The 25,613-nt window shown below is 69.4% G+C and carries 23 protein-coding genes; 4 read left to right on the forward strand and 19 right to left on the reverse strand.

All coding sequences use genetic code 11. The features are described 5' to 3' along the window. Positions 1 to 176 precede the first annotated feature (176 nt). The 4 genes from ACZ67T_RS16020 to ACZ67T_RS16035 form a co-directional block, all read right to left on the reverse strand. Entirely contained in the window at positions 177 to 749 is a 573-nt protein-coding gene (locus tag ACZ67T_RS16020) for a cupin domain-containing protein (protein WP_469984466.1), read from the reverse strand. Positions 750 to 966: 217 nt separating this feature from the next. Continuing rightward, positions 967 to 2,289, reverse strand: coding sequence for a hypothetical protein (locus ACZ67T_RS16025; protein WP_469984467.1), 1,323 nt, complete (start codon positions 2,287 to 2,289; stop codon positions 967 to 969). A 14-nt stretch (positions 2,290 to 2,303) separates the two neighbouring features. Next, on the reverse strand, positions 2,304 to 5,666 hold the full coding sequence (locus ACZ67T_RS16030; RefSeq protein ID WP_469984469.1) for an outer membrane protein assembly factor BamB family protein: 3,363 nt from the start codon (positions 5,664 to 5,666) through the stop codon (positions 2,304 to 2,306). A gap of 443 nt (positions 5,667 to 6,109) precedes the next feature. Next, positions 6,110 to 6,544: a VOC family protein gene (locus ACZ67T_RS16035; RefSeq protein ID WP_469984471.1), complete on the reverse strand. Its 435-nt coding sequence runs from the start codon at positions 6,542 to 6,544 to the stop codon at positions 6,110 to 6,112. A 295-nt stretch (positions 6,545 to 6,839) separates the two neighbouring features. Here ACZ67T_RS16035 and ACZ67T_RS16040 point away from each other — a divergent pair, with 295 nt between their 5' ends. Next, positions 6,840 to 7,763, forward strand: coding sequence for an NADP-dependent oxidoreductase (locus ACZ67T_RS16040; protein ID WP_469984473.1), 924 nt, complete (start codon positions 6,840 to 6,842; stop codon positions 7,761 to 7,763). Positions 7,764 to 8,006: 243 nt separating this feature from the next. Here the strand turns inward: ACZ67T_RS16040 and hypE are convergent, their stop codons facing one another. The 15 genes from hypE to ACZ67T_RS16115 all read right to left on the reverse strand — a co-directional run bounded on the left by hypE (position 8,007) and on the right by ACZ67T_RS16115 (position 23,000). Next, positions 8,007 to 8,996 carry a hydrogenase expression/formation protein HypE gene (gene hypE / locus ACZ67T_RS16045; protein WP_469984993.1) on the reverse strand — a complete coding sequence of 330 codons (990 nt, stop codon included), beginning with the start codon at positions 8,994 to 8,996 and terminating at the stop codon, positions 8,007 to 8,009. A 79-nt stretch (positions 8,997 to 9,075) separates the two neighbouring features. Continuing rightward, complete coding sequence (hypD, locus tag ACZ67T_RS16050; RefSeq protein ID WP_469984475.1) at positions 9,076 to 10,200, reverse strand: hydrogenase formation protein HypD; 1,125 nt, start codon at positions 10,198 to 10,200, stop codon at positions 9,076 to 9,078. Next, complete coding sequence (locus tag ACZ67T_RS16055; protein WP_469984476.1) at positions 10,197 to 10,517, reverse strand: HypC/HybG/HupF family hydrogenase formation chaperone; 321 nt, start codon at positions 10,515 to 10,517, stop codon at positions 10,197 to 10,199. Before ACZ67T_RS16055 ends, hypD begins: the two co-directional genes overlap by 4 nt. Positions 10,518 to 10,566: 49 nt before the next feature. Then, a complete protein-coding gene (gene hypF, locus ACZ67T_RS16060) occupies positions 10,567 to 12,924 on the reverse strand; it encodes a carbamoyltransferase HypF (RefSeq protein ID WP_469984478.1) in 2,358 nt (785 codons plus the stop codon). Further along, entirely contained in the window at positions 12,921 to 13,670 is a 750-nt protein-coding gene (gene hypB, locus ACZ67T_RS16065; RefSeq protein ID WP_469984480.1) for a hydrogenase nickel incorporation protein HypB, read from the reverse strand. The genes hypF and hypB overlap by 4 nt, the downstream gene beginning before the upstream one ends. Positions 13,671 to 13,673: 3 nt before the next feature. Next, entirely contained in the window at positions 13,674 to 14,072 is a 399-nt protein-coding gene (locus ACZ67T_RS16070; RefSeq protein ID WP_469984482.1) for a hydrogenase maturation nickel metallochaperone HypA/HybF, read from the reverse strand. Between the two features lie 134 nt (positions 14,073 to 14,206). Beyond that, a complete protein-coding gene (locus ACZ67T_RS16075) occupies positions 14,207 to 14,311 on the reverse strand; it encodes a DUF6893 family small protein (protein WP_469984484.1) in 105 nt (34 codons plus the stop codon). Between the two features lie 10 nt (positions 14,312 to 14,321). Beyond that, positions 14,322 to 14,864, reverse strand: coding sequence for a hydrogenase maturation protease (locus ACZ67T_RS16080; RefSeq protein ID WP_469984486.1), 543 nt, complete (start codon positions 14,862 to 14,864; stop codon positions 14,322 to 14,324). Beyond that, positions 14,861 to 16,294: a hypothetical protein gene (locus ACZ67T_RS16085; RefSeq protein ID WP_469984994.1), complete on the reverse strand. Its 1,434-nt coding sequence runs from the start codon at positions 16,292 to 16,294 to the stop codon at positions 14,861 to 14,863. The genes ACZ67T_RS16080 and ACZ67T_RS16085 overlap by 4 nt, the downstream gene beginning before the upstream one ends. A gap of 8 nt (positions 16,295 to 16,302) precedes the next feature. Then, a complete protein-coding gene (locus ACZ67T_RS16090; RefSeq protein WP_469984488.1) occupies positions 16,303 to 16,968 on the reverse strand; it encodes a DUF6084 family protein in 666 nt (221 codons plus the stop codon). Then, positions 16,965 to 17,618: a DUF5947 family protein gene (locus tag ACZ67T_RS16095; RefSeq protein ID WP_469984489.1), complete on the reverse strand. Its 654-nt coding sequence runs from the start codon at positions 17,616 to 17,618 to the stop codon at positions 16,965 to 16,967. Before ACZ67T_RS16095 ends, ACZ67T_RS16090 begins: the two co-directional genes overlap by 4 nt. Next, positions 17,615 to 18,211: a hypothetical protein gene (locus ACZ67T_RS16100; RefSeq protein ID WP_469984490.1), complete on the reverse strand. Its 597-nt coding sequence runs from the start codon at positions 18,209 to 18,211 to the stop codon at positions 17,615 to 17,617. Before ACZ67T_RS16100 ends, ACZ67T_RS16095 begins: the two co-directional genes overlap by 4 nt. Further along, positions 18,208 to 19,986 (reverse strand): nickel-dependent hydrogenase large subunit, encoded by a 1,779-nt coding sequence (locus ACZ67T_RS16105; RefSeq protein ID WP_469984492.1) that lies wholly within the window; start codon positions 19,984 to 19,986, stop codon positions 18,208 to 18,210. Before ACZ67T_RS16105 ends, ACZ67T_RS16100 begins: the two co-directional genes overlap by 4 nt. Before the next feature lie 88 nt (positions 19,987 to 20,074). Then, positions 20,075 to 21,163: an NADH-quinone oxidoreductase subunit B family protein gene (locus ACZ67T_RS16110; RefSeq protein ID WP_469984493.1), complete on the reverse strand. Its 1,089-nt coding sequence runs from the start codon at positions 21,161 to 21,163 to the stop codon at positions 20,075 to 20,077. 127 nt (positions 21,164 to 21,290) lie between these two features. Beyond that, positions 21,291 to 23,000, reverse strand: coding sequence for a hydrogenase maturation protein (locus ACZ67T_RS16115; RefSeq protein WP_469984494.1), 1,710 nt, complete (start codon positions 22,998 to 23,000; stop codon positions 21,291 to 21,293). Positions 23,001 to 23,320: 320 nt separating this feature from the next. On the opposite strand from ACZ67T_RS16115, the gene ACZ67T_RS16120 reads away from it, so the two are divergent. The 3 genes from ACZ67T_RS16120 (at position 23,321) to ACZ67T_RS16130 (ending at position 25,543) form a co-directional block, all read left to right on the forward strand. Then, the gene (locus ACZ67T_RS16120) at positions 23,321 to 24,022 is read left to right on the forward strand and encodes a LysR family transcriptional regulator (protein ID WP_469984496.1); all 702 of its coding nucleotides are present in this window, start codon (positions 23,321 to 23,323) and stop codon (positions 24,020 to 24,022) included. Continuing rightward, the gene (locus ACZ67T_RS16125; RefSeq protein WP_469984498.1) at positions 23,983 to 24,234 is read left to right on the forward strand and encodes a LysR substrate-binding domain-containing protein; all 252 of its coding nucleotides are present in this window, start codon (positions 23,983 to 23,985) and stop codon (positions 24,232 to 24,234) included. The genes ACZ67T_RS16120 and ACZ67T_RS16125 overlap by 40 nt, the downstream gene beginning before the upstream one ends. Before the next feature lie 226 nt (positions 24,235 to 24,460). Next, the gene (locus ACZ67T_RS16130) at positions 24,461 to 25,543 is read left to right on the forward strand and encodes a tartrate dehydrogenase (RefSeq protein ID WP_469984499.1); all 1,083 of its coding nucleotides are present in this window, start codon (positions 24,461 to 24,463) and stop codon (positions 25,541 to 25,543) included. Positions 25,544 to 25,613: the final 70 nt, after the last annotated feature.

Genomic DNA, 25,613 nt, shown 5'->3' on the forward strand with positions numbered 1-25,613 from the left:
TGCGAGGCGCCTGCGTCGGTCCTGCCACCGCCGGGCAGATCGGACGCGGCGTTCCCCACGCCGCTGGCTCACTGACGCAAACGGTCCTTCCGACCCGACGGCCGGCACTGCCCCGTCGCGTACGCCGCAACGCAGGGCGGGTCGTTCGACCGCAGCGCCCTCACCCTGGTCGCAGATCAGGCGCGGTAGCGGATTTCGAGCATGGTGCAGCCGGCCGGAGTGCGGTAGGGGCCGTGGCGCATCCCGGGCCGGCGACTCGCGTAGTGGCCTGGCCCGAACGTCTGCCCGAGCGTGAGGTCGACCAGGTCGCCTTCCAGCAGGTACACCTCCTCGACATAGTCGTGGGTGATCACTCCAGCGGCACTGGCGTCGAGACCGGGCAGCCAGCGCACGAGCCGGGTCAGCACATCGGGGTCATCCGGGTCCCGCGACAACACCTTCTCCTCGGTGCCCGGCTGCGCGGCTTCCCGCCACGGCGCAGTGTCTCCCGCAAAGAACTCGAATTCTTGTTTCATGACACCTCTCTTGACCCCTGGCGGCAGCCCGCCACAGGGATGCTGTTGTTCCGGTTGAAGTCTCGACGGCATTTTGAGGCCCCGGGCGGTCCAGGTCGGTTCCGGCGGCCCGGTCCCGTCGGCCAAGTCGGCGCCGACAGAGCGCGCGAGAGGATCCGGCAGTGCGCACAGCACCTGGGCGTCCAGGCGCCGGCGCCACAACTCCTCTTGCGGCTCAGCGTCTTCCAGTTCCACCGCCACAGTGTTGCGCAGGGCCTCGACCGGTGAGATCCCGCGTGGCACGTCGGACCCGGGCGCTCGACTCCGCATCGACCATCCTGACGGAAGCACGGGAGTTCGTGACGGGCCTCGCTGGACGTCTTGGTGACCACTGCCGGAAGACTCACGACCACCACCGGCCGACATGGAATGAATTCCGACGATGCCCCAGACGCCCAGCCCGGTGCATCAATCAGGGTGCCAGGAGTTGTCCCGCGGCCAGTGCCGACGCCACCGTCCCGCCGACCACCACTGCCGAGGCCGCGAACAGCGGAATTCTCATGCTCCAGGTGCGCAGGGCCCGTGAGCGCGAGAGCCGGTCGAGAAAGGCGTCACGACTGTGCAGCACAAGCACTCCGACGCCGGTGAGCGTCACGGCCATACCGACGCCGAACGCGGCGACCAACACCAAGGCAACGGCCACCTTGCCGGTGAGGAGCCCGGCCAGCAGGACGAGGAACGCCGAGGGCGAGGGCAGCAGCCCGCCGGCCGCGCCGAGCAGGACGAGCCCCCGCCAGGTGAGCAGGGACGGCGCGTCGGGGATGTGGTGACTGTGGCTGTGCCCGTGATCACGACCACCGCCGTACCCATGCCCATGCCCATGCCCATGCCCGTGGCCGTGATCACGACGACCACCCTGCCCGGTCCCGTGATCCGCCTGTGCATGCGCATCGACCTGCTTGCGGTGACGTAGATGCGTGTACAGCAGGCGCACACCCACCCCCACCACCACCAGCGCCGCGACCAGTTGCAGCCATCCCGTGAGCGTCGCCATGTCCGGCGTGCTCTTGGCCAGCAGCCACCAGCCGACGGCCAGGACCGCGACAGAGAACGTGTGCATCACAGCGACGATCCCGCCGAGCCACATCGCGTCGCGGGGCCTGCCCCGGCCGCCCACGAGATAGCCGGCGGCCAGCGACTTGCCGTGTCCGGGCGCACAGGCATGGAGCGCGCCCACAGCCGCAGCCACGAGCAGCGCCGTGGGAAGCGCCGCGCCATGGTCGAGCAATGACGCCAGGTCGGTCGTCCACATCCCGTTCGGAGCCGGCGAGCCGGATCCCGCACCGGATTCGCCCGACACGAGGGAGAGCTCCCGCGTGGGCTCCTTCGCCGTGTGCAGTCCGCCGCCGCCCTGGTCCGTCACGGAGAGCGTGCGGTAGGCGGGGTTGACGTCTGTCAGCGCGGTGACCGTCAGGGTGATGCGGTCCACCGGACGGCGGCAGACGAAGCGGAGTCTCATGCCGTCCGCCTTCGCGACGCGGCAGAGGGCTCCGTCCTGACGTACGACGATGTGCGAGCGCAGATATCGAGCCACGTCGCCACCGGAATGCTTCTTCACGACGGCGATGTCGTCCTTCTGCGCGGACCAGGCCGCGTCCACGACCGGGCCGTCCGCCTCGATCCTGACGACGGGCGGGGTGCCGAAGGGGTGCGCCTGCGCCGTCCCCGCGCTGCCGAAGAGCAGCACGGGGACGGCGGCCAGCAGGAGCAGCACCCCGGTACGGAGTGATTGCACGCTGATGCTTCCTCTCAGTCCCGGCGCGCGGCCAGCGCGTGGACCGTGCCGTCGTCCGTGAGGGCGAAGACCCAGTCACCGCTGACGGAGAGCGCTGAAGCCACTCCCCCGCCGAGGTTGTACGCGGCCTGCTGCCTGCCGGTGGCCCGGTCGAGCACGAGCAGACGGCCGTCCCATGTCCCCACGTACACCAGGGACTTCGTCACCAAGGGGTGCATCGTGGGTGATCCCGCGCCGGTGTCACAGCCCATGGCGACCCGCCAGGGGTCGTCCAGTGGACTCTTGCCCGGCAGGTACCCGGCCTTGGTCTCCCACACCGGCTTCGACGGATCGGACGCACTCGTGTCGTAGCCGCGCACCACACCGTCGCGGCCCGCGACATAGGCCATGTCACCCCACACGGCGGGGCTGGTGAGCGGGGCCCGGCCGGGCTCGCAGACGCTGCCGCCGCCGAGCTTGGACTCCCAGGTCACCGCGCCCGTCTGCGGGTCGTGCCCACGGACGCCGTACGCCGTGAACGTCACCAGCTTCGCCGGGCCCGACACGGGCTGCGTCAGCACCGGCGAGGAGTGGCTGTCGATGTCACCCGCGGTGTCCTTCGCCCACAGCTGGGTGCACTTCGCGAGGTCCATCGCGACGACGGTGTTGCTCGACATGGAGTGCAGATAGGCCGTGTCGGAACCCGGCTCGCGGACGGCGGTGCTGTGCGCCTGGCCCCAGGAGAACGCGGCCCCGAAGCCGCCCGGCAGCAGCGCGCCGGTCCTGGCGTCCCGGCAGCGGACCATGTTCACGTCCTGGTAGACGGCGACGGTACGGTCCTGGCCGGTGAGCTGGAAGACGCTCACCGGTCCGCCCGCGCGTCCGTAGCGGCGCACGGTGTCGCCGTGGGTCTCCTCACGGTCGATCGACTCCCAGGCGACGTGCCCGTCCTTGGCGTCCAGGGCATAGATCCGTCCGACTCCGGTCGTCAGATAGACCCGTCCCCCGTGGAGGGTCGGCGCCGATTCGGCGTCGCCGTCCAGGTAGGTACGCCAGATTTCCCGGCCGGATGCGATGTCGTACGCGAGCATCATGCTGTACGGCGAGTCGAAGGCGCGGGAGGAGACGATGAGTCTGCCGTCCGCGATCACCGAGCCGTTCAGGTTGAACTGCTCGCCGGTGTGCCGGGTCCACTTGAGGTCGAGCCGTTCGCCCGGGTCGTCGCCGCTCGCGGAACGTCCTGCCTCGTCGCCGCCCTGCCTCAGCCAGTCCTGACCGGTCTTCGGCTTGGTCAGCTCGGAGTCGGCGACGACGTCGAAGGTGCTCTTCTGCACCGGGAACGCCTTGCCCCTGGTGTCGTACGCCGTCGCCTCGGCGGTGTAGGTGCCGGGCCGCAGTCCGCGCAGCGGCGTGCCGCTCGCCCGGGTCCATGCCCCGCGAGCGTCGGGGCAGGGTTCGGTCTTGCCGCCGGGCGGGGTGTAGCAGTTCTGGATGCCGGGCTTGGCGGCTCCCGTGCCGAACCGCGTGTTCGTCCGCTTCACGACATGGCCTCGGCCGTCCCGCACGGTCAGCGCGGCCTTCGCGGGGGTACGGCCGTCGTCCTCCGCGTACACCTCGACGGGCACCCCGGCCCTCGCCCCGTGGACGCTGTCCTGAGCCGGGCTGACGAGTGCGGAGTCGTCGTCGATGTCGAACTGCCGGTGAATGCCTGTCACATGGCCGGTGTCCTCGTTGCGGCTCGTGCGAGGATCGTCGGTGATCCCGCTGAAGTCGAGCACCTTGTAGTCGGGGTGGGCGCCGTCGATGCCGTACGTGCCCTGATTGTTGATCTCGACCGCCCGCTTGAAGGCGCCGCGACGGAACTCCGCCTGCTGGTTGTGCCCGGCCGCGACCATCCGTACGTCGTACTTGGCCAGTTCGTCGATGGTCGGCTGCATGCCCGCGCCGGGGCCCCACTGGGTGAACAGCGAGCGGTGCGCGAAGACCAGCACCTGCTTGCCGACCGCGTGCCGGGCGAGGTCTCTGCGCAGCCATTCCAGCTGCGGTCCGAGCCCGCTGGCGTCGTAGTTGTCCTCCAGCACCACGACGTGGCGGCCGTTGCGGTCGAAGCTGTACCACTCGGGGGCGAGGTTGCGGCGGAAGTACTCCAGGCTGCCGGCATAGCCCTTGGAGGTGGCCGTGCCGCCGAAGTCGTGGTTGCCCATCACGGGGTAGAAGGGGTGGCCGAGCCGCCCCGTCTCGAGCCCCTTGCTGAACAGGTCGTACGCGCCCTGGCGTCGTGGCTCTTCCGCGTAGTCCGTGACGGTCAGGTCCCCGGTCGCGATCTGCATCGTCGCGCCGTCGACCTCCGACATCGCCCGCACCTGGCCGGTCCACTGGGGCAGTGCGGTGCGGGCCTCGGCGTCGGTGCGGTTGCCGACCTCGGGGTCGGAGTTCATCACCCACTTCTCGGTGGGGCGAGAGGCGTTGCGGTCCGGAACGAGCGCGAAGTCGACGCCACTGCCACCGGTCTCGGGGACCTTGTGGAAGAACTGCGGGATGTAGTCCTTGCGCAGGGCCGGGGTGTACCCGTCGGGCGAGACGATGCTGACGAGGTCCGTTTCGCGGCGCGCCGGATCGATCTCCAGGGTGTACGAGCCGTCGGCGCGCGTCGTCGTCCAGGCGGCGCCGTCGGTGACATCGACGCCGGGCATCGCCCGCTCGTCCCTGTCCCGCTTGCCGTTGGCGTTGCCGTCCCTGAAGACGGTGCCCTCGACAGTGACGGTGTCGACGCCCGGCGCCGTGTCGTCGGCGAACGCCGCCTGGGGCGCGAGGAAGGACAGGACGACCACTCCGGCGGTCGCGACACGGATACGGCGGCCTGTGCGCAGGCCACGGAGCAGGGTCGGCAAGGACCGGGCCACGAGGACGAGTGCGACCCCGCCCGCCGCCACGAGTGCGACGGTGAGCCAGGGGAACTCCGGTGGCGCGTGTGCGCCCTTCGCGTCGACGAGGGGCGCGGCCGCGTCGGCGTCGACCGCGGTGCCGTCGAACTCGACCACGACCTGGTTCAGTCCGCCCTTCTTCAGCAGCGTGCTCAGGTCGAGCGCGTCGAGGTGGCAACTCCACGCCAGCTCGATCACGACACCGCCGGGAACCCCGCCGTCGTCGCCGGGCACACCCGAGCCGGTGGCCGGGCAGCCGGCGGGCAGCACCCTGGCTGCCCAGGCACCGGCATCGACGGGGGACACCACGTCGCGGTGCACGATGAGACGGCCGCTGGTCACGTTGACACCGGTGGAAACGACGAGCTCGGCATGCTCGCGCGAGACATGCGCCATGGCCGGCTGGGCGCCGGCACCCAGGACGAGGAACAGCAGTACGAGACAGAGCCCGCCCGCTGCGCGTATTTGTTTCATGGCAGCGGAGACTAATCATCATTCATCAGATCCGAGCCAAGATCGATCACGTTTCACCGGGGCGCCCGCAAGAGTTCAGCTGCGACGAGAAGCACTGCCGCGATCGACGGCATGGGCCTGCGGCGTGGGGTTCGCACCGACCGGTAGGTAACGTTGACGCCCCCGGCTCCTACGCCCCTGGCGGGCGCCCGCGGGCACCACGGCGCGCGCAGGGCTGGCGCGACACAAGTCCCCAAGTTGCGGAACGACTTCGGGTCACGCACCACGCCGCAGTGGACCTAGCCCGCCGAGAGGCTGATGGCCGAGCGCCACTCGCCTACATCGACGATGCGGCACCCGGTGAATGGGATGTGGCCGTGCACCACATGTTCAACCCGCCCCGCGGCGACTTCGACCCCCGCAAACAGGGAGACATCTCTCCACCTTGCCGGCTCGGAGGATGCTCAGTCGAGGCAGAACTCGTTGCCCTCGATGTCCTGCATGACGAGGCACGACTCGTTGTACTCATCGGCAATCAGCAGTTGCCCGCGCACCGCGCCGAGCGGGACCAGACGCGCACACTCGGCCTCGAGTGCGGCGAGCCGCTCTTCACCCACGAGCCCGGTGGCGACCCGCACGTCAAGATGCACCCGGTTCTTGACAACCTTCCCTTCGGGGACACGCTGGAAGTACATGCGCGGGCCCACACCTGAGGGTTCCATGCAGACAAACCCTGCACCCTGACGCTCAGGCGGCAGCGAGCGGTTGTAATCGTCCCAGGTGGCAAACCCCTCCGGCGCCGGCGGTACGACGTATCCCAACACCTCGCACCAAAAGCGAGCGACGCGCTCAGGATCCGCGCAGTCGAAGGTGACTTGGAACTTCTTGATCGATGACATCGGCGCACCATAGCAGGGGACCCGATTGCTCATCTCCAGGTAGGCATGGGCGCGTTGACAGCGCATGGTCCTTGAGAGCGGCTGCCGTGCGGTGCGGTGCGGTCACAGTGCATGGCTCCGTAAGCCTTCCTGCTCACGGTGCTGGAGGCAGTATCGGACGGCATGAGCGGGGCCCACGCACTGCCCGCCCTCCGGCCACCGGGCATGTGGCGCTGACTCGGGTCCGGCAGGCGAGGGTGGCAGGCTGTCCATGCGCGGCAACCGCGACACCTCGGGGTCGAGATCGGAGTGAATGATGAGGGCAGTCCGTTTCAGTCGGTTCGGTGGCCCGGAGGTTCTGGAGATCGTGGATCTGCCCGATCCGCATCCGGGTCCGGGCGAGGTCCGGATCGAGGTGCGCGCAGCCGGCATCAACGCGAGCGACTGGAAGAAGCGCAAGGGCCTGATGGATGAGGAGCTTCCGCAGACTCTGGGCTACGAAGCGGCGGGCGTCGTCGACGAACTGGGCGACGGCGTTACGGACGTGGTCGTCGGCGATCGCGTGTTCGGCTTCTCCACCGAGGGGGCGGCCCAGGCCGGGCTGGCGGTGCTGTCCCACTATGCGCCGATCCCGCCGTCACTCGACTTTCCCAGCGCTGCCGCGCTGCCGGCCGCCAACGAGACGGCCGTGCGCGCGCTCGACCAGCTCGGCGTAGCAAGCGGCAGCACGCTGCTGATCAACGGGGCCTCCGGAAGTGTCGGCAGCGCCGCGGTTCAGTTCGCCGTGGTGCGCGGTGCGCGCGTGATCGGCACCGCGAGTCCGTCGAACCATGAGTATCTTCGCTCGCTGGGGGCCGAACCCGTGGCCTACGGCGAGGGCCTTGTCGACCGGGTTCACGCACTCGCGCCCGAAGGCGTCGATCTCGCACTCGACGTGGCCGGGAGCGGCATCCTGCCCGAGCTCATCGGGCTCGCGGGCGGCCCGGGGCATGTGGTGACGATCGCCGACTTCACCGGCGCTCAGGAGCACGGGGTCACATTCAGCCGGGGGGACAGCGGCCGTGCGGTCCATGTGCTCGGCGAGATCGGTGAGTTGATCGAGTCCGGGCGCTTCTCACTGCCCGTCGCGCAGACCTTCCCGCTCGCCGAAGTCGCCAAAGCGCACCGAGTCGGCGAAGACGGCCACGTGCGCGGGAAGCTCGTGCTGGTGATCGACCCTCCGACCCGCGGCTCCAGGTGATGCGTGTGTGCAGACGAGGGGACCTCGGTCGTCTGTTCCGTTGGCCGGCTGGGTGCTCCAGATCCCACGCGCGAGGCCATCAGCGAGGTCGAGAGGTCTGTGTGTCCTGCGACGGTGCCCTCGGCGACACAGCTGCCATGTCGCTTGCGACGGTGCGGCCCCCGGCCCGGCGGCGGTGCTCTCATCGGGCACCGCCGCCCTCGTCCACGCTCCGTCGCACCTCCTGTCCGAGTGCTCCGATCGTCAGCAGATCCTCGGGAGTTGTTCACCGATCGGCAGGTCGACGACGCGTGTGCCGCCCAGGCCGGTGCGGGCGACGACCATGCCCGGATGCTCCGCGACGGCCTCGCCGATCACTCGCGCGTTCGCACCCAGTGGATGAGCGCGCATCGCGTCGAGGACGGCGTCCGCGTGTTCGCGCGGAACGAACGCCACGAGTTTTCCCTCATTGGCCACGTAGAGGGGGTCGAGACCCAGGATCGCGCAGGCGTTGGCCACGGCGGGCGGGACTGGCACGTCACCTTCCCGGATGACGACGCCGGCGCCGGAGGCGACCGCGATCTCGTTGAGCGCGGCGGCCAGTCCGCCCCGGGTGGGGTCGCGCAGCACGTGGAGGTCCGGTGTCACGGCGAGCATGCAGTCCACCAGGCCGCCCAGCGCCGCACAGTCGCTCTCGATCTCGACACCGAATTCCAGACCCTCACGCACGCTCATGATCGCCACTCCGTGAACGCCGATGTCACCGCTGACGATGACTACGTCGCCGGGGACGACACGTTGGGGGCGGATGTCCACGCCTGACGGGATGAGCCCGATCCCGGCGGTGTTGATGAAGACACCGTCTCCGTGACCGCTCTCGACGACCTTCGTGTCACCGGTCACCACCTCGACGCCCGCGGTCCGTGCGGCCGCGCCGAGAGTCTCGGCGACCCGGGCCACGACGGACATCTCGACACCCTCTTCCAGGATGAAGCCGCAGGACAGGTAGGCGGCCCGCGCGCCGCTCATCGCGAGGTCGTTGACGGTGCCGTTGACCGCGAGGTCGCCGATGCTGCCGCCCGGGAAGAACAGGGGCCGCACCACGTAGGAATCGGTGGAGAACGCCATCCGGGCACCGCCGAGGGAGATGGCGGCGGAGTCACCGAGCTGCGACAGCGTCTCGCCGCCGAAGGCGGGCGCGAAGACGTGCTGCACCAGTTCGGCGGAGAGTGCCCCTCCCCCGCCGTGTCCCATCACCACCCTCGGATGATCACGCAACGCCACCGGGCAGGTCCATGCGGTCGGATCCACGGCTGTCACTTGGGTGGTGGTCTCAGGCAACGGGGCTCGCCTCCAGCGGCGCGGTGGTGATGTCGAGGCGTCGGTACAGGTAGTAGGCGGCACACGCACCCTCGCTGGAGACCATCGTGGCTCCGAGTGGATTGCGCGGTGTGCAGGTGGTGCCGAACGCGGCGCACTCGTTCGGCTTCAGCAGGCCCTGCAGAACCTCGCCGCTGCGGCACTCCGCGGGTTCACGGGTGTCGATGCCGGCCACGGAGAATCGGTGCTCGGCGTCGAAGTCGCGGTACCGGGAGGAGAGCCGCCAGCCGCTGTTCGGGATGACACCGATGCCGCGCCAGGCCCGGTCGGTGCCCTCGAAGACGTCCGCCAACATGGCCTGGGCCGCGGCATTTCCCTCGGGCCGGACAGCGCGCGGATAGGCGTTGTCGACCGTGTGCTCACCCCGCTCCAGTTGCCGCACGGTCCGGCGTACGCCTTCCAGAATGTCGAGAGGTTCGAAGCCGGTGACCACGATCGGAACGCGATAGCGGTCCGCGAGTCCGGGATACTCGCCGATGCCCATCACGCTGCAGACATGTCCGGCGGCGAGGAATCCCTGGACCCGGCAGTTCGGGGACTCCATGATCGCCTCGATCGCCGGCGGGACCCGCACGTGCGACACCAGGAGACTGAAGTTCCTGATGCCCATCTTGCGTGCCTGATAGACCGTCATGGCATTGGGCGGGGCCGTGGTTTCGAAGCCGATGCCGAAGAACACCACTTCCCGGTCGGGGTTCTGCCGGGCGATGTGCAGGGCGTCCAGCGGCGAGTACACGACGCGCACGTCGCCGCCCTCACCGCGCACCTGGAAGAGGTCTCGGCCGGTCCCCGGCACCCGGAGCATGTCGCCGAAGGAGCAGAAGATCACTCCCGGCCGGGAGGCGATCTCGAGAGCCTTGTCGATGACCTCGAGCGGGGTGACGCACACGGGACACCCCGGCCCGTGGATCAACTCCACCTGATCGGGCAGGAGTTGGTCGATCCCGTGCCGGATGATGGTGTGCGTCTGTCCGCCGCACACCTCCATGAGGGCCCACGGCCTGGTCACCACGGAGTGGATGTCGTCGAGCAGACGCCGCGCCAGGTCCGGATCCTGGAACTCGTCGAGGTACTTCACTGTCGGGCCTCCTGTGGTACTTCCTCGTCGTCGGCCCACTGAGGTCCGCTTGCTTCGGCCGCAAGCTCCCACGGGTCGCCGAACTCCTCCTGGAGCATGCCGAGACTCTCGAAGAGCTCCAGCGTCTGCCTGGCCGATTCCTCGTCCAGTTTCTGGAGCGCGAATCCCACATGGACGATGGCGTATTCGCCCACCTGAAGGTCCGGCAGGTACTCCAGGCACACCTCCTTGACCACGCCGCCGAAGTCGACGGTGGCCATGCGGGTGCCGTCTCGATCCTCGATTTCCGTCACTCTCCCGGGTACCGCCAGGCACATGGGGACTCTCCTCGCTGTGGTGGTCCGATCCGGCTTGCCGACTGCAGAGTCATACGGGGATTGCACGCCCCGCGATCATCAACTGACCGAGCGCCAGTCCCCCGTCGTTCGGCGGGACTTCGCCGGCGCGCAGCACCGTGAATCCGTCCCGCCGGAGCCCCCGTGCGCATGCCGAGGACAGCAGGGCGTTGGCGAACACACCACCGGTCAGGACGACAGTGGCCGTGCCGTGCCGGTCGCGCGCCACCGCACAGATCCGGCGTACGAGATCTGCCACTCCCGCATGGAAGCGGGCCGCGACGACCTCCGGCTCCGCGCCTGCGCGGACGTCCTCGACCACGGCTCGCACCACAGGTCCGGGGTCGGCGGTCATCGGCTCCGACGTCTTCGGACTCAGCGCGAACCGGTAGCCGGCGCTATCTTCGTCCGCGGCCGCCCGCAGTGCGGCCGCCTCCAGCTCGATGGCGGCCTGTGCCTCGTATCCCACCCGGTGGCACACGCCTGCCAGCGAGGAGACGGCGTCGAAGAGCCGGCCCATGCTCGACGTCGGCACACAGTTCAGATTCCGCTCCAACTGCTGGGCCAGTACCCGCCGTTCGTCGTGCGGGCAGGCGGCCACACTGGGCAGGTCGTCCGCCCATGCGATGCCCGCTTCCCTCAGATGCGCGAGCGCCATCCGGTACGGGCGGCTCACGGCGGCGTCGCCTCCCGGCAGGGGGACGTACGCCAGATGCCCGAGACGCCGGGACGTGTCGTATTCCGCGAGCAGGATCTCGCCGCCCCACACCGCCCCGTCGTCGCCGTATCCCGTGCCGTCGAATGCGATGCCGATGACAGGCCCGGTGCCGTCGAGGCCATGCTCGGCCATGACCGCGGCGACATGGGCGTGATGGTGCTGCACGCGTACGACCCGGCGGGTGTTCGCGTGCCGTTCGGCCCACTGCCCGGATCGGTAGCCGGGGTGCCGGTCCGCCGCCAGCAGTCCGGGTTCCACACCTGTGATCGTCTCCAACTGCCGTTCTGCGCGCGCGAAGGCGTGCTGGGTCTGAAGGGTGTCCATGTCCCCGATGTGCGCGGACAGCCAGGCCCTCCTGCCTTCGCCGAGGCAGAAGGTGTTCTTGAGGTCTCCCCCCACGGCGAGCGTGGGCGTGACGGGCACCGGCAGGGAGACCGGCAGCGGGGCATAGCCACGCGCGCGACGTACCGTCATCCGTTCCCCGTCGCACACGCGCACCACGGAGTCGTCGCAGGGCACGTGGATGGGGCGGTCGTGGGTGAGCCAGGCGTCGGCCAGCGGCGCCAGCCGCTCCAATGCCTCGGCGTCGTCGGTGACGATGGGCTCACCGGCCACGTTGCCGCTGGTCATCACCAGCACGCGCGGCCCGTCCGGGTCCCCGGGCAGGCCGAGCAGCAAGTGGTGCACGGGGGTGTACGGAAGCATGACCCCCAGATCGGGACTGCCCGGCGCCACCGCGTCCGAGAGCCGAAGCTCCCCTGGCGGGGCATCAACTCGACTTCTCAGCAGAACAATCGGGCGGACACCACCAGTGAGAAGGCTCCGCTCGGGGGGACTGATGTGCACCAGGTGCTCGATGTCGGCGAGGCTCTTCACCATCACCGCGAACGGCTTGTCGCCCCGCCCCTTGCGGCTGCGGAGCGCGGACACGGCCCGGGAGTTCTCGGCGTCGCAAGCGAGGTGGTAGCCGCCGATGCCCTTGACGGCGAGGATGGCGCCGGCAGCCAGGAGGGCGCGTGCCTCGTGGATCGGGTCGGCGTCGGTATCAGGTCGGGGCGCCGCGTGCACGAGGCTCAGGCGCGGGCCGCAGGAGCGGCAGGAGACGGGCTGGGCGTGGAATCGGCGGTCGGCCGGGTCCGTGTACTCGCGTGTGCAGTCGGCGCACATCGGGAAACCGGCCATGGTGGTGTGCGCACGGTCGTAAGGGAGTCCGGTGACAATGGTGAAGCGCGGCCCGCAGTGTGTGCACGTGATGAACGGGTGACGGTGCCGGCGGTCTCCGGGGTCGGCCATTTCGGCGAGGCACGCGGCACAGGTGGCCGTGTCAGGGGAGACGAGAGTGCGTGACGTTCCCTGCGACCGCGAGACGACGATGGCGAATCCGCTGCCGCCCACGACGGGGACCTGCTCGTGTTCCACGGACTCCACCAGGGCCAGTGGCGGGGCCTGTTGAGCGATCCGGTCGCAGAACCGGGCGACGGCGGAGTGATCTCCCTCTACCTCGGCGACGACACCGTCCTCGGTGTTCGTCACATGCCCGGCCAGCTCCAGCGACGTGGCCAGGGTGTACAGGAAAGGACGGAACCCGACACCCTGTACGACACCTCGTACGGTGACGCGACGGCGCTGAACCGCCTGGGCCACGGCCGGGCCGGGCTGAAGTGTGCTCACGGGAGGGGCCGCGTCAGGACGACGTCGTCCACGTGATCGTGGTGGTGGTGCTCGTGCGGCTGTGCGGCCATGACCGGCTCGTGGACGGCCCCGCCGTCCGCGACCGCGAGGGCGCGATCGAGCAACTCCCCCACACCGCTGCCCCGTCGGGCCGAGGTCAGGACGACCTCCACTCCGGGATTGACCTGCTCGACGTGCGCGCGGAAGGCCTCCTCGTCGAACTCGACCGCTTCGGCGATGTCGGCCTTGGTGACCACGACCAGGTGCGCGAGGCCGAAGGCAGTGGGATACTTCAGAGGCTTGTCCTCGCCTTCGGTGACGGAAGCGAGGACGACTCGAAGGTCCTCTCCGAGGTCGTAGGAGGCCGGGCAGACCAGGTTCCCGACGTTCTCCACGAACAGCAGGCGGGTGGCTTCCGGCAGCCAGCCTTCCAGGTGCCGCCCGAGCATCGAGGCTTCGAGGTGGCACAGCCCGTCGGTGAGCACCTGCTTGACCGGCACGCCGGACCGGGCCAGTCGTCTGGCGTCGTTCTCGGTGGCGAGGTCGGCGGTCAGCGCGGCGGTCGGCACTCCGCGCTCACGGGCGCGCAGGAGTTCGCGTTCCAGCAGGGCCGTCTTCCCGCTCCCGGGGCTGGACAGCAGATTGACCATCGTGGTGCCGCGGCCCGCGAGTTCGGCGCGTAGAGCGTGTGCGGTCGCGTCGTTCTTCGCGAGCACCGCCTGGTGCAGGTCCACGGTTCGGCACATGACTCAGCGCTCCTCGGAGATCGGTTCGCAGGTTCGTCGTCGGGTGGCCGGCTCTTCCTCCCAGCGCACGCTGACGATCTGCAGCTCTCGGCCCGCCAGCAGTTCCGGCGTCGGTTCACCGCAGCGCGGACAGCACAGTCGCGGGGGCATGCCCACCTCCCATTCGTCGGCACAAGGTGAGCAGCGTGCCCGGCCGGGCACGGACTCGGTGACAAGCTCGGCCCCCTCGAGGAGGGTTTCGGCACAGGCGAGTTCGAAGCAGAAGGACAGCGCGTCCGGGACGACGCCGGCGAGCTCGCCGACCTGCAGTCGCACCGAACTGACCGCGGTGACCCCGCCGTTCAGTTCCGCCGCCTCTTGCACCTGGCCGACGACAGCCATGGCGATGGACATCTCGTGCATCGGTCTCCGTCCTGGCAGAGGCCGATCGCAGGGCGGCCATTGCGCTCGGCTCCATTACAGGGGGCCCGCTGCCGAGCGGCCGCGGGGCTCGCCGAATCCCCTGCCCGGGTGCACCGTTCGGCGCAAGCAGGTCGTCACATGCTTCTCATTCGCAGGTAGCGCTGGACGTCGGGCACGAACTGCCGTGCCAGCACGGCGAGCGCGACGACGGCGATGGCCCCGATCACGGACTTCTTCATGAACCTCTCCTCATTTACGGGCCTCATGGGCAGCGGTACCGACCACGGGCGCCTCGCCCTCACTCACGATCGTCTGGATCAGACGCACGGCTTCCGGAACCGCGGCGGCCACCGGAGCGCTCAGACCGATGCCTTCCTCCAGGGATGCGGGCTCGCAGCCGACCACGACGGTGCGGCCGGGAGGTGTCCCGCCGGTCCCGGAGCAGAGGGTCTCCAGCAGGGCCAGGACCGCGTCCGGCGACATGTGGTGGCCGTCGAGCACGGGTCCTTGCGGCGCGATGTCACCGGGCGAGTCGACTTCGATGCGGTAGAGCGTGCCTGGGTCACCGCCGCGGGCGGTGGCGTCGACGAGCACGAGGGTGTCGTATCCGTCGAGCAGTTGGTACGCGAGGTGCACCCCCCGTACGCCGATGTCCATGACCTCGACGTGCTCGGGAAGATGGTGTGTTGCGAGTACGCGCACCGTCTCGACGCCGAATCCGTCGTCGCCGAGAAAAATGTTCCCCACGCCGGCGACGAGCGTTCGAGCGCCGGTCTTGTCGTCCCCGGTCACTCGTCCTCCAGTAGTGCGATCTCGTCGGGCTGGAAGTACAGAAAACGTCCCTGCTCGCGACGGATGTCGGCGCCCGGGTCGCCGTCGACGGTCACCGCCAGATGCACGCCCCCGTCGACATCGTGCAACACGGCCTCGACGAGCGCGGTGCGTCCGTGCAGGAACAGGTCCTGGGCGTCGGTGCGACGCCGGCCCGGGCGCAGGATCACCCGGCTTCCGGCACTCACCGGCCGGCCGTCGACCGAGATCTCGTCGCGGGCCGGGTCCAGGCCGGTGTCGCCCTCCGGATTCCACCAGGGGGTCTCGGGCATGACGACATGCGGCTGACCCGGCTCGACGAGAAGGTCCGCTTCGACCTCGTCGCCGGGCGCTTTCGGGGCAGAGCCCGTCACTTCCCGCAGTGAGCGAACCGCGCCGTGCAGGCGTTCCAGCACCTCGGGAGGCATGGATTCGGCCAGGTCGATCACGGCGGCGGCCTTCGCGTCCGTGCCGCGGGCCTCACGCTTCTCCTGATCCGTGAGGGCCGCGGTGCGCAGGGCCAGGATCTCGTCGATCTCGGTGGCGTCGTACAGCGCTCCGGGACTTTCGGGGGCGACGGCCGGATGATCCTCCAGGATGATCGGCGAGGAGAGCATCAGGTCCGCCTGGCCCGGCTCGCCGGCGAGTACCGGCCAGGTGTGCAGGTTGCGGCACGCGGCGACAGCGCCTTTGGCCCATTCCGGGGGATCGGTCATGGAGAGGAACGAGCCTGCGCTGAGACACAGCAACAGGTGTGCGGCGACGAGCGAGTGCGGGAGCGCGGCGTCACGGTCGGCTCTCCCGTCGTCCGGGGACCAGGTGCTGGTGTTCTCCACCACGGCGGTCAGCCGTGAGACCCGGTAGGGGCCGTCGACTTCGCTCGTGGAGAGGCGTACGACTCCGCTGACCTCTTCGCACCGGCGGACGAGTCGTCCCACCAGTCGGCCCTCGGCGTCATGTACGAGTTCGGTCTCCTCGCGCGCGGGGCGGTTGAAGGGGACTGTGACTCCGTCGCCGGCGAGCTCGGCCACGGTGGCGGTCACTTCGACGCGTTCCTCCGCGCCCTCGTCCCAGGGAACCAGCACACGGTCCGGGAGCGACAGTTCGGACGTGTCCTCGAACGAGCCGTCCTGGCAGGCCCGTTGCACCGTGCGGCGCTGAGCATGCAGGAAACGCACCTCGACCGACAGGGTGGCGCCCGCCCTGGGCTCCACCAGACACTCGGTGTGCTGGAAGTCGTGCTCGTCGCAGTCCGCACCCCAGGCGGGCGGGACCAGCACTCCGAACTGCCAGCGCAGCCGGTTCTTGGCCGCCGACGCCCGATACGGGTAGAGCACGTAGCCCTCGAACAGCACCGCGTCGGCCACCGCGCGGGCGGCGGCGAACCGTGACTCGGTCTCCTGGCTGAACATGGCTGTCGTCACGGCGCCGACCTCTCGGTGGTCCGGGACAGAGCGTCCGCGTCAGAGGATTCCAGGAGGGTGCGCACCGTCGCTTCCCAGGAGGACAACGCCAGCCGCGAACGGAACGCCAGCAGATCGTCCATGGTGTCGCGGGGCAGCCTCATCCAGCCGGTTCCCGGGAAGTGCTGGTCGATCATCTCCTGCCACACCTTGACCGGCATGAGACAGGCGGCCTCCCGGTCCCAGGGCACGGGCTCGACGTGGAACCCTCCGGCCCCGGTGAACGCGGTCCCGGAGAAGAGCATGAGGAGCGGCACGTCGCCACTCGACAGAGCGTGGAAGTAGCGGGTCGCGGCGACGTCCATGTCGTACGTGCAGGGCACGACCAGGTCGACGTCGGTCTGCCCGGTGAAACTGGGGACCATGAGGGAGATTTGTGCGAACTGCAGCGGCTGCAGGGTGCTGCCCCAGCGGGCTCGTTGGCCGAAGAGGTCATGCAGTCCTTCGGCCTCGTCGGCGTCATAGCCGCGCTTGGCCGGTTCGATGCGCATCTGGCAGCGCAGGGCGAGCGCGTGCACGCGCGTCTGCTCGGACGCGTCGATGCGCAGCCGGAAGACCAGGGTGGGGCCGGCGGCGTACTGGTCTGCGCGCACGCCCACGCAGGAGAACGAGAACTCCGTCATCGACGGTGCGCCTCCTCAGGTGTCCTGGCCCGCTGCGCGATGTGATCGAAGAACGCGGTCAGATCGGCACGGGCCTCCGCCCCGCCGTCGAAGCCCTGCCACAGCATGCGCATCCGTCCCACGAGTTCGTAGCAGATGTCGACCGGCACGAGATAGCACTCGGTCCGCTCCTCCACCCGCCGCAGGAGCAACGCCTCCACGTCGGGTTCGAGCAGTTCGGCCAGACGGCTCTTGCCGAGTGCGGTCTGCCAGGTGGACGGGTCGAGTTCGCTCTCGGTGGCGCCCGCCGGGCTGGGGTAGAGCGCGACCAGTCTGTCGAGCGAGGCATTGCGGAAGAAGAACGCGACGCTGACCGGGATCTGCAGGAGCTCCCAGGCACCGGGGTCCAGGTGATGGTCCGGGTCGGCCATATAGCGGTCCGGGACGGTGCGGAACCTCCCGCCACCCGCGCCGCTCTGCTCGAAGAGCATGGCGCACGGCGTGCAGGCGCAGGCGAGGGCGCGGTTCTCCGTGTCGACCATGTGCCGGTGGTTGCCGTCGTCGATCGGCGCTCCGCACAGTTCGCACGTCTCGGGCCGAGGCGTGCGCGGCGCCGCGAACCGCCGCAGCCCCGATGCGGGCGGACGAGTCCGCTCGTGCGGCGTACTCATGGTGCCTTCGGCGAGACGGGCGCGCTGCCGGCAGCAGTTGAGGGCCGCCGCGAGATCTGCAGCAGAGGGGGTTCCTGGGAGGATTCCGCCCCCTGAATCTCGACCGTCGTCACTTCCGGCGCGAAGCAGGCGAGTGCATCCTCCACCGCCTGACGGCCGGCCGCCGCGGTGCTCGCGCAGCCGCAGCCCGAGCTCTCCGCGGAGCGCAGGTGCAACGTGCCGGTGGCTTCGTCGAAGCTCACCAGCTCGACGGGATGGCTGCGCACGCTGCCCAGGGCACGGGAGATGCGCGTGGCGGTGTCCTCGGGGTGCAGGTCGTGCAGGACGAGCAGGCTGGTGACCAGTTCGTCGTCGAGCAGTGCGGCGAGCGGTTCGCCCTCGGACTCGGCCGCGTCGAGCAGCGCGACCATGCGGGCCAGGCCGGTGCCGTAGAAGTCCATCAGTACGCGCACCAGTTCCTCGGCCGCCCGGGCGGCTTCGGAGTCGTCCTCGGAGGTCAGGTGGTCGATGATCTCCTCGACTCGCCGGCCGGCCTCCGCCGCGTTCACCGCCGTCTTTCCCTGCGGCCGGGCCGTGGTGGTGGCCGCGCTCATCCGGCCAGGCCGCTCAGTCCGGTCGGCACGTGCATCTTCTGCACGGTCTTGCCGCCACCGACGTACATGTGGACGCCGCAGGGCAGACAGGGGTCGAAGCTGCGCACGGCCCTCATGATGTCGATGCCCTTGAAGTTCTCCGGGGTGTTCTCCTCGAAGATCGGGGTGTTCTGCACGGCGTCCTCGTACGGGCCGGGCGTCCCGTAGGTGTCCCGCACGCTGGCGTTCCACGGAGTCGGCGGATAGGGATGGTAGTTGGCGATCTTGCCGTCGCGGATCACCATGTGGTGGGACAGGACTCCGCGCACCGCCTCGGTGAAGCCGACGCCCAGTCCCTCGTCCGGCACCTCGAACTTCTCCCAGGTCTGGGTACGTCCGGCGCGGACTTCCGCCAGGCCCTTCTCGGCGCAGTGCAGCGCGATGGCGGCGGCGTAGGCCTGGAAGTACGTACGGGCCCTGTTCCGCTCCAGCGCGTTGCTCCACTTCGGGATCTTCCACTCGAAGCGCGTCTCGGGCTTGGTCATCGTGCGGGGCAGGGTGATGACGACGCTGTCGCCCGTGGCCTTGACGTAGTCGGTGTCGACGAGTCCCGACAGCGCGGTCGACCACAGGCGGGCGATGGGGCCACCGCCGGTGTCGAGCGCCAGGTAGTCCTTGCCGTCGAACCAGCGAGGGGACATCACCCAGCTGTAGTTGCCCTCGAAGTCGCGCTTCTGGGGAGCGGGGATCGTGTGCTGGTTCCAGGGGTGGCGCGGGTCGACCGGATTGCCGAGCGGGTCGTGGGTGACGAACTGTTCCTGGCCCTGCCAGTCCTCGTAGTACGAGCTGCCGAGCAGGATCCGGATGCCGAGGTTGATCTCGGTGAGGTCGTTCGTGACGAGTTTGCCGTCCACGATGATGCCCGGGGTGACGAACATCTTCCGTCCCCAGTTGCTCATGTTGGCGTACGTGAAGTCGCAGTACTCGGGGTCGTTGAGCGCGCCCCAGCAGCCGAGCAGCACGCGGCGGCGGCCGACTTCCTCGTACCCGGGCAGTGCCTCGTAGAAGAAGTCGAACAGGTCGTCGTGCAGGGGAACGACGCGCTTCATGAACTCCACGTACCGCATGAGGCGGCTCATGTAGTCGGTGAAGAGCTGGACCGACGCGATGGTGCCCACACCGCCCGGGTAGAGCGTGGAGGGGTGCACATGGCGGCCCTCCATCAGGCAGAACATCTCCCGGGTGTAGCGGCTGACCTGGAGGGCCTCGCGGTAGAACTCACCCTCGAGCGGGTTGAGCGAGCGCATGATGTCGGCGATCGTGCGGTAGCCGTGTTCCGCGGCGTGCGGCGCCTCGGTGCGCTCGGCGAGTTCCAGCACGCCGGGGTTGGTCTCGCGGACCATCTTCTCGCAGTAGTCGACCCCGACCAGGTTCTCCTGGAAGATGTTGTGGTCGAACATGTACTCAGCGGACTCGCCGAGGTTGATGATCCACTCGGCGAGGTGCGGCGGCTTCACTCCGTACGCCATGTTCTGCGCGTACACGGAGCAGGTGGCGTGGTTGTCGCCGCAGATGCCGCAGATGCGGCTGGTGATGAAGTGCGCGTCGCGGGGGTCCTTGCCCCGCATGAACACGCTGTAGCCGCGGAAGACCGACGACGTGCTGTAGCACTCCGCCACCCGCTTCTGCTTGAAGTCGATCTTGGTGTGGATGCCGAGGCTTCCCACGATCCGGGTGATCGGATCCCAGGACATCTCCACCAGTTCGTTGCCGTCGGTCTTCGTCTTCGGTGCCATCTTCTGTGCAGCGCCCTTCGTCAAGTCTTCGTACGGGAGGTCGGATCACCTGGGACGGCCACCCGAGGGCGCCGTGCGGGACATCCATTCACCACGGCGGCCGGTATCCGGTCGTCAACTCCTCGCCGCGGTGGCGCCACTTGGGCTCCTTGTCCACGGTGTTGGCCGTGATGGAGCGGAGCTTTCGGATCAACGACCCGTACGCGCCGCTCGCCGCGCTGGACAGCTTGCCGCCGGGCGGCTCGTCCATGAACGGCATGAACTTGTCGGGGAAGCCGGGCATGGTGCAGGCGATGCAGATGCCACCGACGTTCGGACAGCCGCCGATGCCGTTCATCCAGCCGCGCTTGGGCACATTGCACTTGACGACGGGTCCCCAGCAGCCCAGTTTGACGAGGCACTTGGGTGAGTCGTAGGTGGTGGCGAACTGGCCCTGCTCGTAGTAGCCGGCCCGGTCGCAGCCCTCGTGGACGGTGGCCCCGAACAGCCAGGTCGGACGCAGCTTGTCGTCCAGCGGAATCATCGGGGCCGAGCCTGCCGCCTGGTAGAGCAGATAGGTCAGAGTCTCGGAGAAGTTGTCCGGCTGGATGGGACATCCCGGTACGCACACGATCGGGATGCCTGCCTGGGACTTCCAGTCCCAGCCGAGGTAGTCGGGCACGCCCATGGCGCCGGTCGGGTTGCCCGCCATCGCGTGGATGCCGCCGTAGGTGGCGCAGGTCCCGATGGCCACGACGGCCAGCGCCTTGGGCGCGAGCCGGTCGATCCACTCGCTCGTCGTGATCGGTTGGCCCGTCTCCGGATCGTCACCGAAACCGCACCAGTAACCCTCCGGCTTGATGGACTCGTTGGGGATCGATCCCTCGACGACCAGCACGAAGGGGTCGATCTCGCCGCGCTCCCCCTTGAAGAACCACTCGATGAAGGTGTCCGCACCGCCGACGGGTCCGCATTCGAAGTCGATCAGCGGCCAGTGGACGGCGATCTTCGGCAGGCCGGGCAGCACGCCGAGCACGATCTCCTCGATGCTCGGCTGCATGGCCGCCGTCAGGGCCACGGAGTCGCCGTCGCAGCTCAGCCCCGCGTTGATCCAGAGGATGTGAATCGTCGGGGATTCTTCCTCTGTCGGCAGATCGGGTACGTCGGAGTCGACCACGGTCGGCGTTGCTGCATCCATAGGGATGCCTCCTAGGGGGACGGATGCGACGAAAGGGCACAAACCTGCCCTCGTATTCCTTGATAGCAGGCACCCGGTCGGTGCGCGACGCGGCCGTGCGCGGGCACGCGCAGACCACCCGGACAGGTCACCGACCCCCCGCACCGGCGCGGATCAGGTGGGACGGCGCCTCGGTGGAGGGCTCCTTGCGCACGAATGCGCGCCGCAACGCGTGGTAGGGGGCCTGGGGATCCGAGAAGGTGCGGAGCATGCTGGAGAGCTCGGCTTCCCGGTAGAGGGACAGCGGCTTGACGGCTTCGTCCCGCTCCCGTGTCCGCTTCTTCGCCGCGATGCGCTCCTGCATCCCGGAGGAATGGGCGAGCCGGACGGCCAAACGGGTCACCTCGGCGGAAAAGTCCTGGGGACAGCACTCGACGAGGCGGTCCACCAGACCCGCCCGCAGCCCCACCAACGCGCTCACCGGCAGCGCCTCCTGCGTCAGCCGGTCGGCCACGTCGGCGCCCACGCGGCGCGGCAGCGTATAGGTCCAGTACTCGGACCCGTACAGCCCCATCAGACGGTAGTGCGGGTTGAGTACCACGCCCGCGCGGCACCACACTTCGTCCGCGGCGAGGGCCAGCATGGCCCCGCCCGCGGCCGCGTTGCCGCCCAGGGCGCTGACCACCAGGCGGTCAGTGGTGGTCAGGACGGCCTCGACCAGGTCGTTCATCGCGTTGATGTTGGCCCAGGACTCGGCGCCCGGATCATCGGCCGCCTCGATCACGTTCAGATGGATTCCGTTGGAGAAGAAGTCCCGGGTGCCGCCGAGGACGAGCACGGCAGTGGGTCGCGAGCAGGCGGCCCGGTAGGCGTCGAGCAGGCGCCGGCAGTGCGACGTGCTCATGGCGCCGCCCGGGAAGGAGAAGGACAGGAACCCGACCGCCCCCTCCTCGCGGTAGCTGATGTCGGACCAGGTACGCCGGTCGCGGTCCGCGTCAGGCGCGAAGACGCTCTCCGGAAGCTCGGGGATCCGGTCGGCGAGGGCCTGAACGGCCGGCAGTTTGAACGGCCTGGGCTCCCCCGGTCTGCGGCGGCGCCTCAGTTCGGGAATCCATACGGCGCCGTCCACTGTCGCCCGGCAGATCGCCCCGGCCCTGGTGGCGAGCAACTCCCCTGGGCGCCCCTTCAGTTCGTCCTCCGGATAGCCCCCGTGCAAGTGCCACTCGTTGCCCAGGAGTTCGTCCAGCACGCCCGGGGACGAGTCGGCAGCGCGCAGCTTGCGCACCACGGTCTCGGTGCTGTCGCGCGACCAGCGGATGCGCCGCAGGCCTTGGGGGTAGGAGGGGCGGGTTCCCGCCGCGGCCCTGTTTCTCACCTGAGCCTGGGGCAGGGGCGCGTAGGTGCCCGAGGCAAATCGGTCGACGGCCAGGAGCACCGCGTCCAACGCGGCGTCCGACACCTCGTTGCGGTACAGGTCGCTCTTGCCGACCGGAGACACCTGGAAGACGGCCGATGCCCACACGTCGCCGGCGTCCATCTCGCGGTTGGCCTGGAGCACGGTGACGCCCCAACGGTCCACGCCCGCGCTGATCGCCCAGTCGAGTGAGGAGGGGCCCCGGTCACCGACGGGGCCGGGGTGAACGATGAGGCAGGTGTGTCCCCGCCACACATCCTCGGGGATGGCCCTCTTCAGCATGGGCGCGATGACCAGCTCCGGCCGGCAGGCGCCGAGTGCGTCGCGCAGCGCATCGTCAGTGGATGCGAGATGTACGTCCAGACTGTGGCCTCGGTCCCGCAATTCGGCGTGGACACGCTGAGTGAGACTGTTGAACGCGCTCGCCACCAGCAGAATGTGCACCGCAACCTCCCGTAGCCCAGCGGCTGCAAGACCGGAGCGGGTCCGGTCGCCCGACAGCCTCGGGCACGGGGCAGCAGGCACACCGAAGCCGGGCCGCGTCGTCACTCCAAAGCGCAGACATTCACGACCACTCGGCGCACGTGAGAGTCGACGACAGCGGCATCAGAAGAGAAGCAGCTGACCACGCGTGTCTCTTGTCGACGACGGTGTCCCGGTCACGGATGCCTGAGCACTCGGCACCCGTACGCCAGCCGCTTGCGCCGCAGCCTGACCGATAGGCTGCGGCTATCGCTCTGTCGTCTACGGGTCGGGGAGGCGCCGTGGACGCCCGGCAGCTCGAGTACTTCCTCGCGATCGTGGAGCACGGCGGGTTCAGCAGGGCGGCGGCCGCGCTCCATGTCGCACAGCCCTCGCTGTCGCAGGCGATGGCGAACCTCGAGGCCGATCTGGGCGTCTCGCTCTTTCACCGGCTGGGCCGCGGCGTGGTGCTCAGTGAGGCCGGCGCCGAGCTCCTGGAGCCCAGTCGACGAGTCCTGCGGGATCTCGAGGCCGTGCGCGAGAAGGCGGCGGGCCTGTCGGGGCTGCACGGCGGGACCGTCGAGACAGCGGTCATGCCGTCCCCCGGTATCGAGCCGCTGACCACCCTGACCCAGCGATTCACCGAGCTCCACCCCTCGCTGACGGTCAGCACCCGGGCCGCGTTCACACCCGAAGAAGTGATCTCTCTCGTGCGCACCGGCGCCTGTGAGCTCGGCCTGCTCGGAGCGGCCAGCCCGGTCGACGCCCCGGGGATCGAGGTCCTGCCCGTCGAGGTCCAGCCGTTCGTCGCCGTCTCCGCGCCGGGAGGGAAGATCCAGGACGCTGTCCCCCTGCGCCCGGAGGACCTCGCTGGGAGCAAACTCATAGCGTCCCGCCCGGGCAGCCTGATGCGCACCATCGTCGACGACATCACCAGGCCGGAACAGACACCGACATCGTCGTCGTGGTCGACCATCGCACGTCGATCCTCCCGCTCGTTCTGAGCGGTGTGGGCATTGCCGTACTCCCGGCGGCCTGGACGCGCCTTGCCCGCCGGTGCGGAGCCGCCGTCGCACCCATCGAGCCCACCGCGCACCTGCACATCGCCATGATCAGCCTGCCCGCGCATCTGACCCCCGCCGCTCGCTCGTTCCTGGACCTGACCCGCTCCCTGGCCAGGCAGCGAACCGCCGAGGACCGCGCCAACCTCTCCTGAGCAACCGCCGTTTCACTCGTCGGGCGATACGCCGGCCTCCCCTGCACGGCCCCCGCGCCACCCGCCGGACACCGCCGGACGGTTCACCCTGCCCTGCGGCCCCACCCATCGGCTGCGGCTATGGGTCGCATCGAAAGCAGGTCTTGGACGCCGTGCCGGGCCCCTGTGTTGACTCGTGGACGTCCAGCCACGCACCCCATGTGCCCGCTCATCGCCGGAGGCCCGTGTGACCACACCCCAGATCTTCAGGATCGCCGCCATTCCCGCCGACGGCGTCGGCGCGGAAGTCGTCGCCGCGGGCCGCACCGTGCTGGACGCCCTGGCCCAGGACTCGGGCGGCGCCTTCTCCTTCGCCTGGCAGGAGTTCCCCTGGGGGTGCGACCACTACACCAAGACCGGCAAGATGATGGACGACGACGGCCTCGACCGCCTCAAGGACTTCGACGCCCTCTACTTCGGCGCCGTCGGCTGGCCCACCGTCCCCGACCACATCAGCCTCTGGGGCCTGCGTCTCAAGATCTGCCAGAGCTTCGACCAGTGGGCCAACGTCCGCCCCGTCCACTTCCTGCCCGGTGTCCGGAGCCCGCTGCGCAAGGCCGACGACACCGACCTCGGCTGGGTCGTCGTGCGCGAGAACAGCGAGGGCGAGTACGCCGGCCTGGGCGGACGAAACCTCGCGGGTCGCGGCCCCGGCGGCGAAGTCGCCGTCCAGTCCGCCCTGTTCACCGAAGTCGGATGCGAACGCATCATGCGCTTCGCCTTCGAACTCGCCCGCACCCGCGACCGGCGCAAGGTCTCGAGCGTCACCAAGAGCAACGCCCAGCAGTACGGCATGGTCCTCTGGGACGACGTCTTCAAGCGCGTCGCCGCCGAATACCCCGACGTGGAGACCGAGAGCGTCCTCGTCGACGCCATGTCGGCGAAGTTCGTCCTGCGCCCCGAGGACCTGTCGGTCGTTGTCGCCTCCAACCTCAACGCCGACATCCTCTCCGACCTCGGCAGCGCTCTGGCGGGCAGCCTCGGACTGGCCGCGAGCGCCAACCTGAACCCCGAGCGCCGCTTCCCCAGCATGTTCGAGCCCGTGCACGGTTCGGCGCCGGACATCGCCGGCCAGGGCCTGGCAAACCCGATCGGCGCGGTGGGCAGCGCGGCGCTCATGCTGGATCACTTCGGCCTGCCCGAACAGGCCGCCCGGCTGCACCGAGCCATCGAGACCACGACCGCGGCCGGCATCCTGACCCGCGATGTGGGCGGGACCGCATCCACCGATGACGTCGTCAAGGCCCTCATCGACGCCCTGAACGGCTGACATTCGGAGCCGCACGGTCGGCCCCCGGCCTCGCCGGCGGCCCATGCCCCCGGCCACCCTCGGGTGGTCG

The organism is Streptomyces sp. NPDC107517 (assembly GCF_055582645.1).

Bases quoted from the DNA above. Each gene is read 5' to 3' on its own strand.
- ACZ67T_RS16030 (WP_469984469.1), bottom strand. From the start codon at position 5,666: ATGAAACAAATACGCGCAGCGGGCGGGCTCTGTCTCGTACTGCTGTTC.
- ACZ67T_RS16035 (WP_469984471.1), bottom strand. From the start codon at position 6,544: ATGTCATCGATCAAGAAGTTCCAAGTCACCTTCGACTGCGCGGATCCT.
- ACZ67T_RS16040 (WP_469984473.1), top strand. From the start codon at position 6,840: ATGAGGGCAGTCCGTTTCAGTCGGTTCGGTGGCCCGGAGGTTCTGGAG.
- hypE (WP_469984993.1), bottom strand. From the start codon at position 8,996: ATGGGACACGGCGGGGGAGGGGCACTCTCCGCCGAACTGGTGCAGCAC.
- ACZ67T_RS16055 (WP_469984476.1), bottom strand. From the start codon at position 10,517: ATGTGCCTGGCGGTACCCGGGAGAGTGACGGAAATCGAGGATCGAGAC.
- hypB (WP_469984480.1), bottom strand. From the start codon at position 13,670: ATGTGCCGAACCGTGGACCTGCACCAGGCGGTGCTCGCGAAGAACGAC.
- ACZ67T_RS16070 (WP_469984482.1), bottom strand. From the start codon at position 14,072: ATGCACGAGATGTCCATCGCCATGGCTGTCGTCGGCCAGGTGCAAGAG.
- ACZ67T_RS16075 (WP_469984484.1), bottom strand. From the start codon at position 14,311: ATGAAGAAGTCCGTGATCGGGGCCATCGCCGTCGTCGCGCTCGCCGTG.
- ACZ67T_RS16085 (WP_469984994.1), bottom strand. From the start codon at position 16,294: ATGTTCAGCCAGGAGACCGAGTCACGGTTCGCCGCCGCCCGCGCGGTG.
- ACZ67T_RS16090 (WP_469984488.1), bottom strand. From the start codon at position 16,968: ATGACGGAGTTCTCGTTCTCCTGCGTGGGCGTGCGCGCAGACCAGTAC.
- ACZ67T_RS16095 (WP_469984489.1), bottom strand. From the start codon at position 17,618: ATGAGTACGCCGCACGAGCGGACTCGTCCGCCCGCATCGGGGCTGCGG.
- ACZ67T_RS16100 (WP_469984490.1), bottom strand. From the start codon at position 18,211: ATGAGCGCGGCCACCACCACGGCCCGGCCGCAGGGAAAGACGGCGGTG.
- ACZ67T_RS16105 (WP_469984492.1), bottom strand. From the start codon at position 19,986: ATGGCACCGAAGACGAAGACCGACGGCAACGAACTGGTGGAGATGTCC.
- ACZ67T_RS16110 (WP_469984493.1), bottom strand. From the start codon at position 21,163: ATGGATGCAGCAACGCCGACCGTGGTCGACTCCGACGTACCCGATCTG.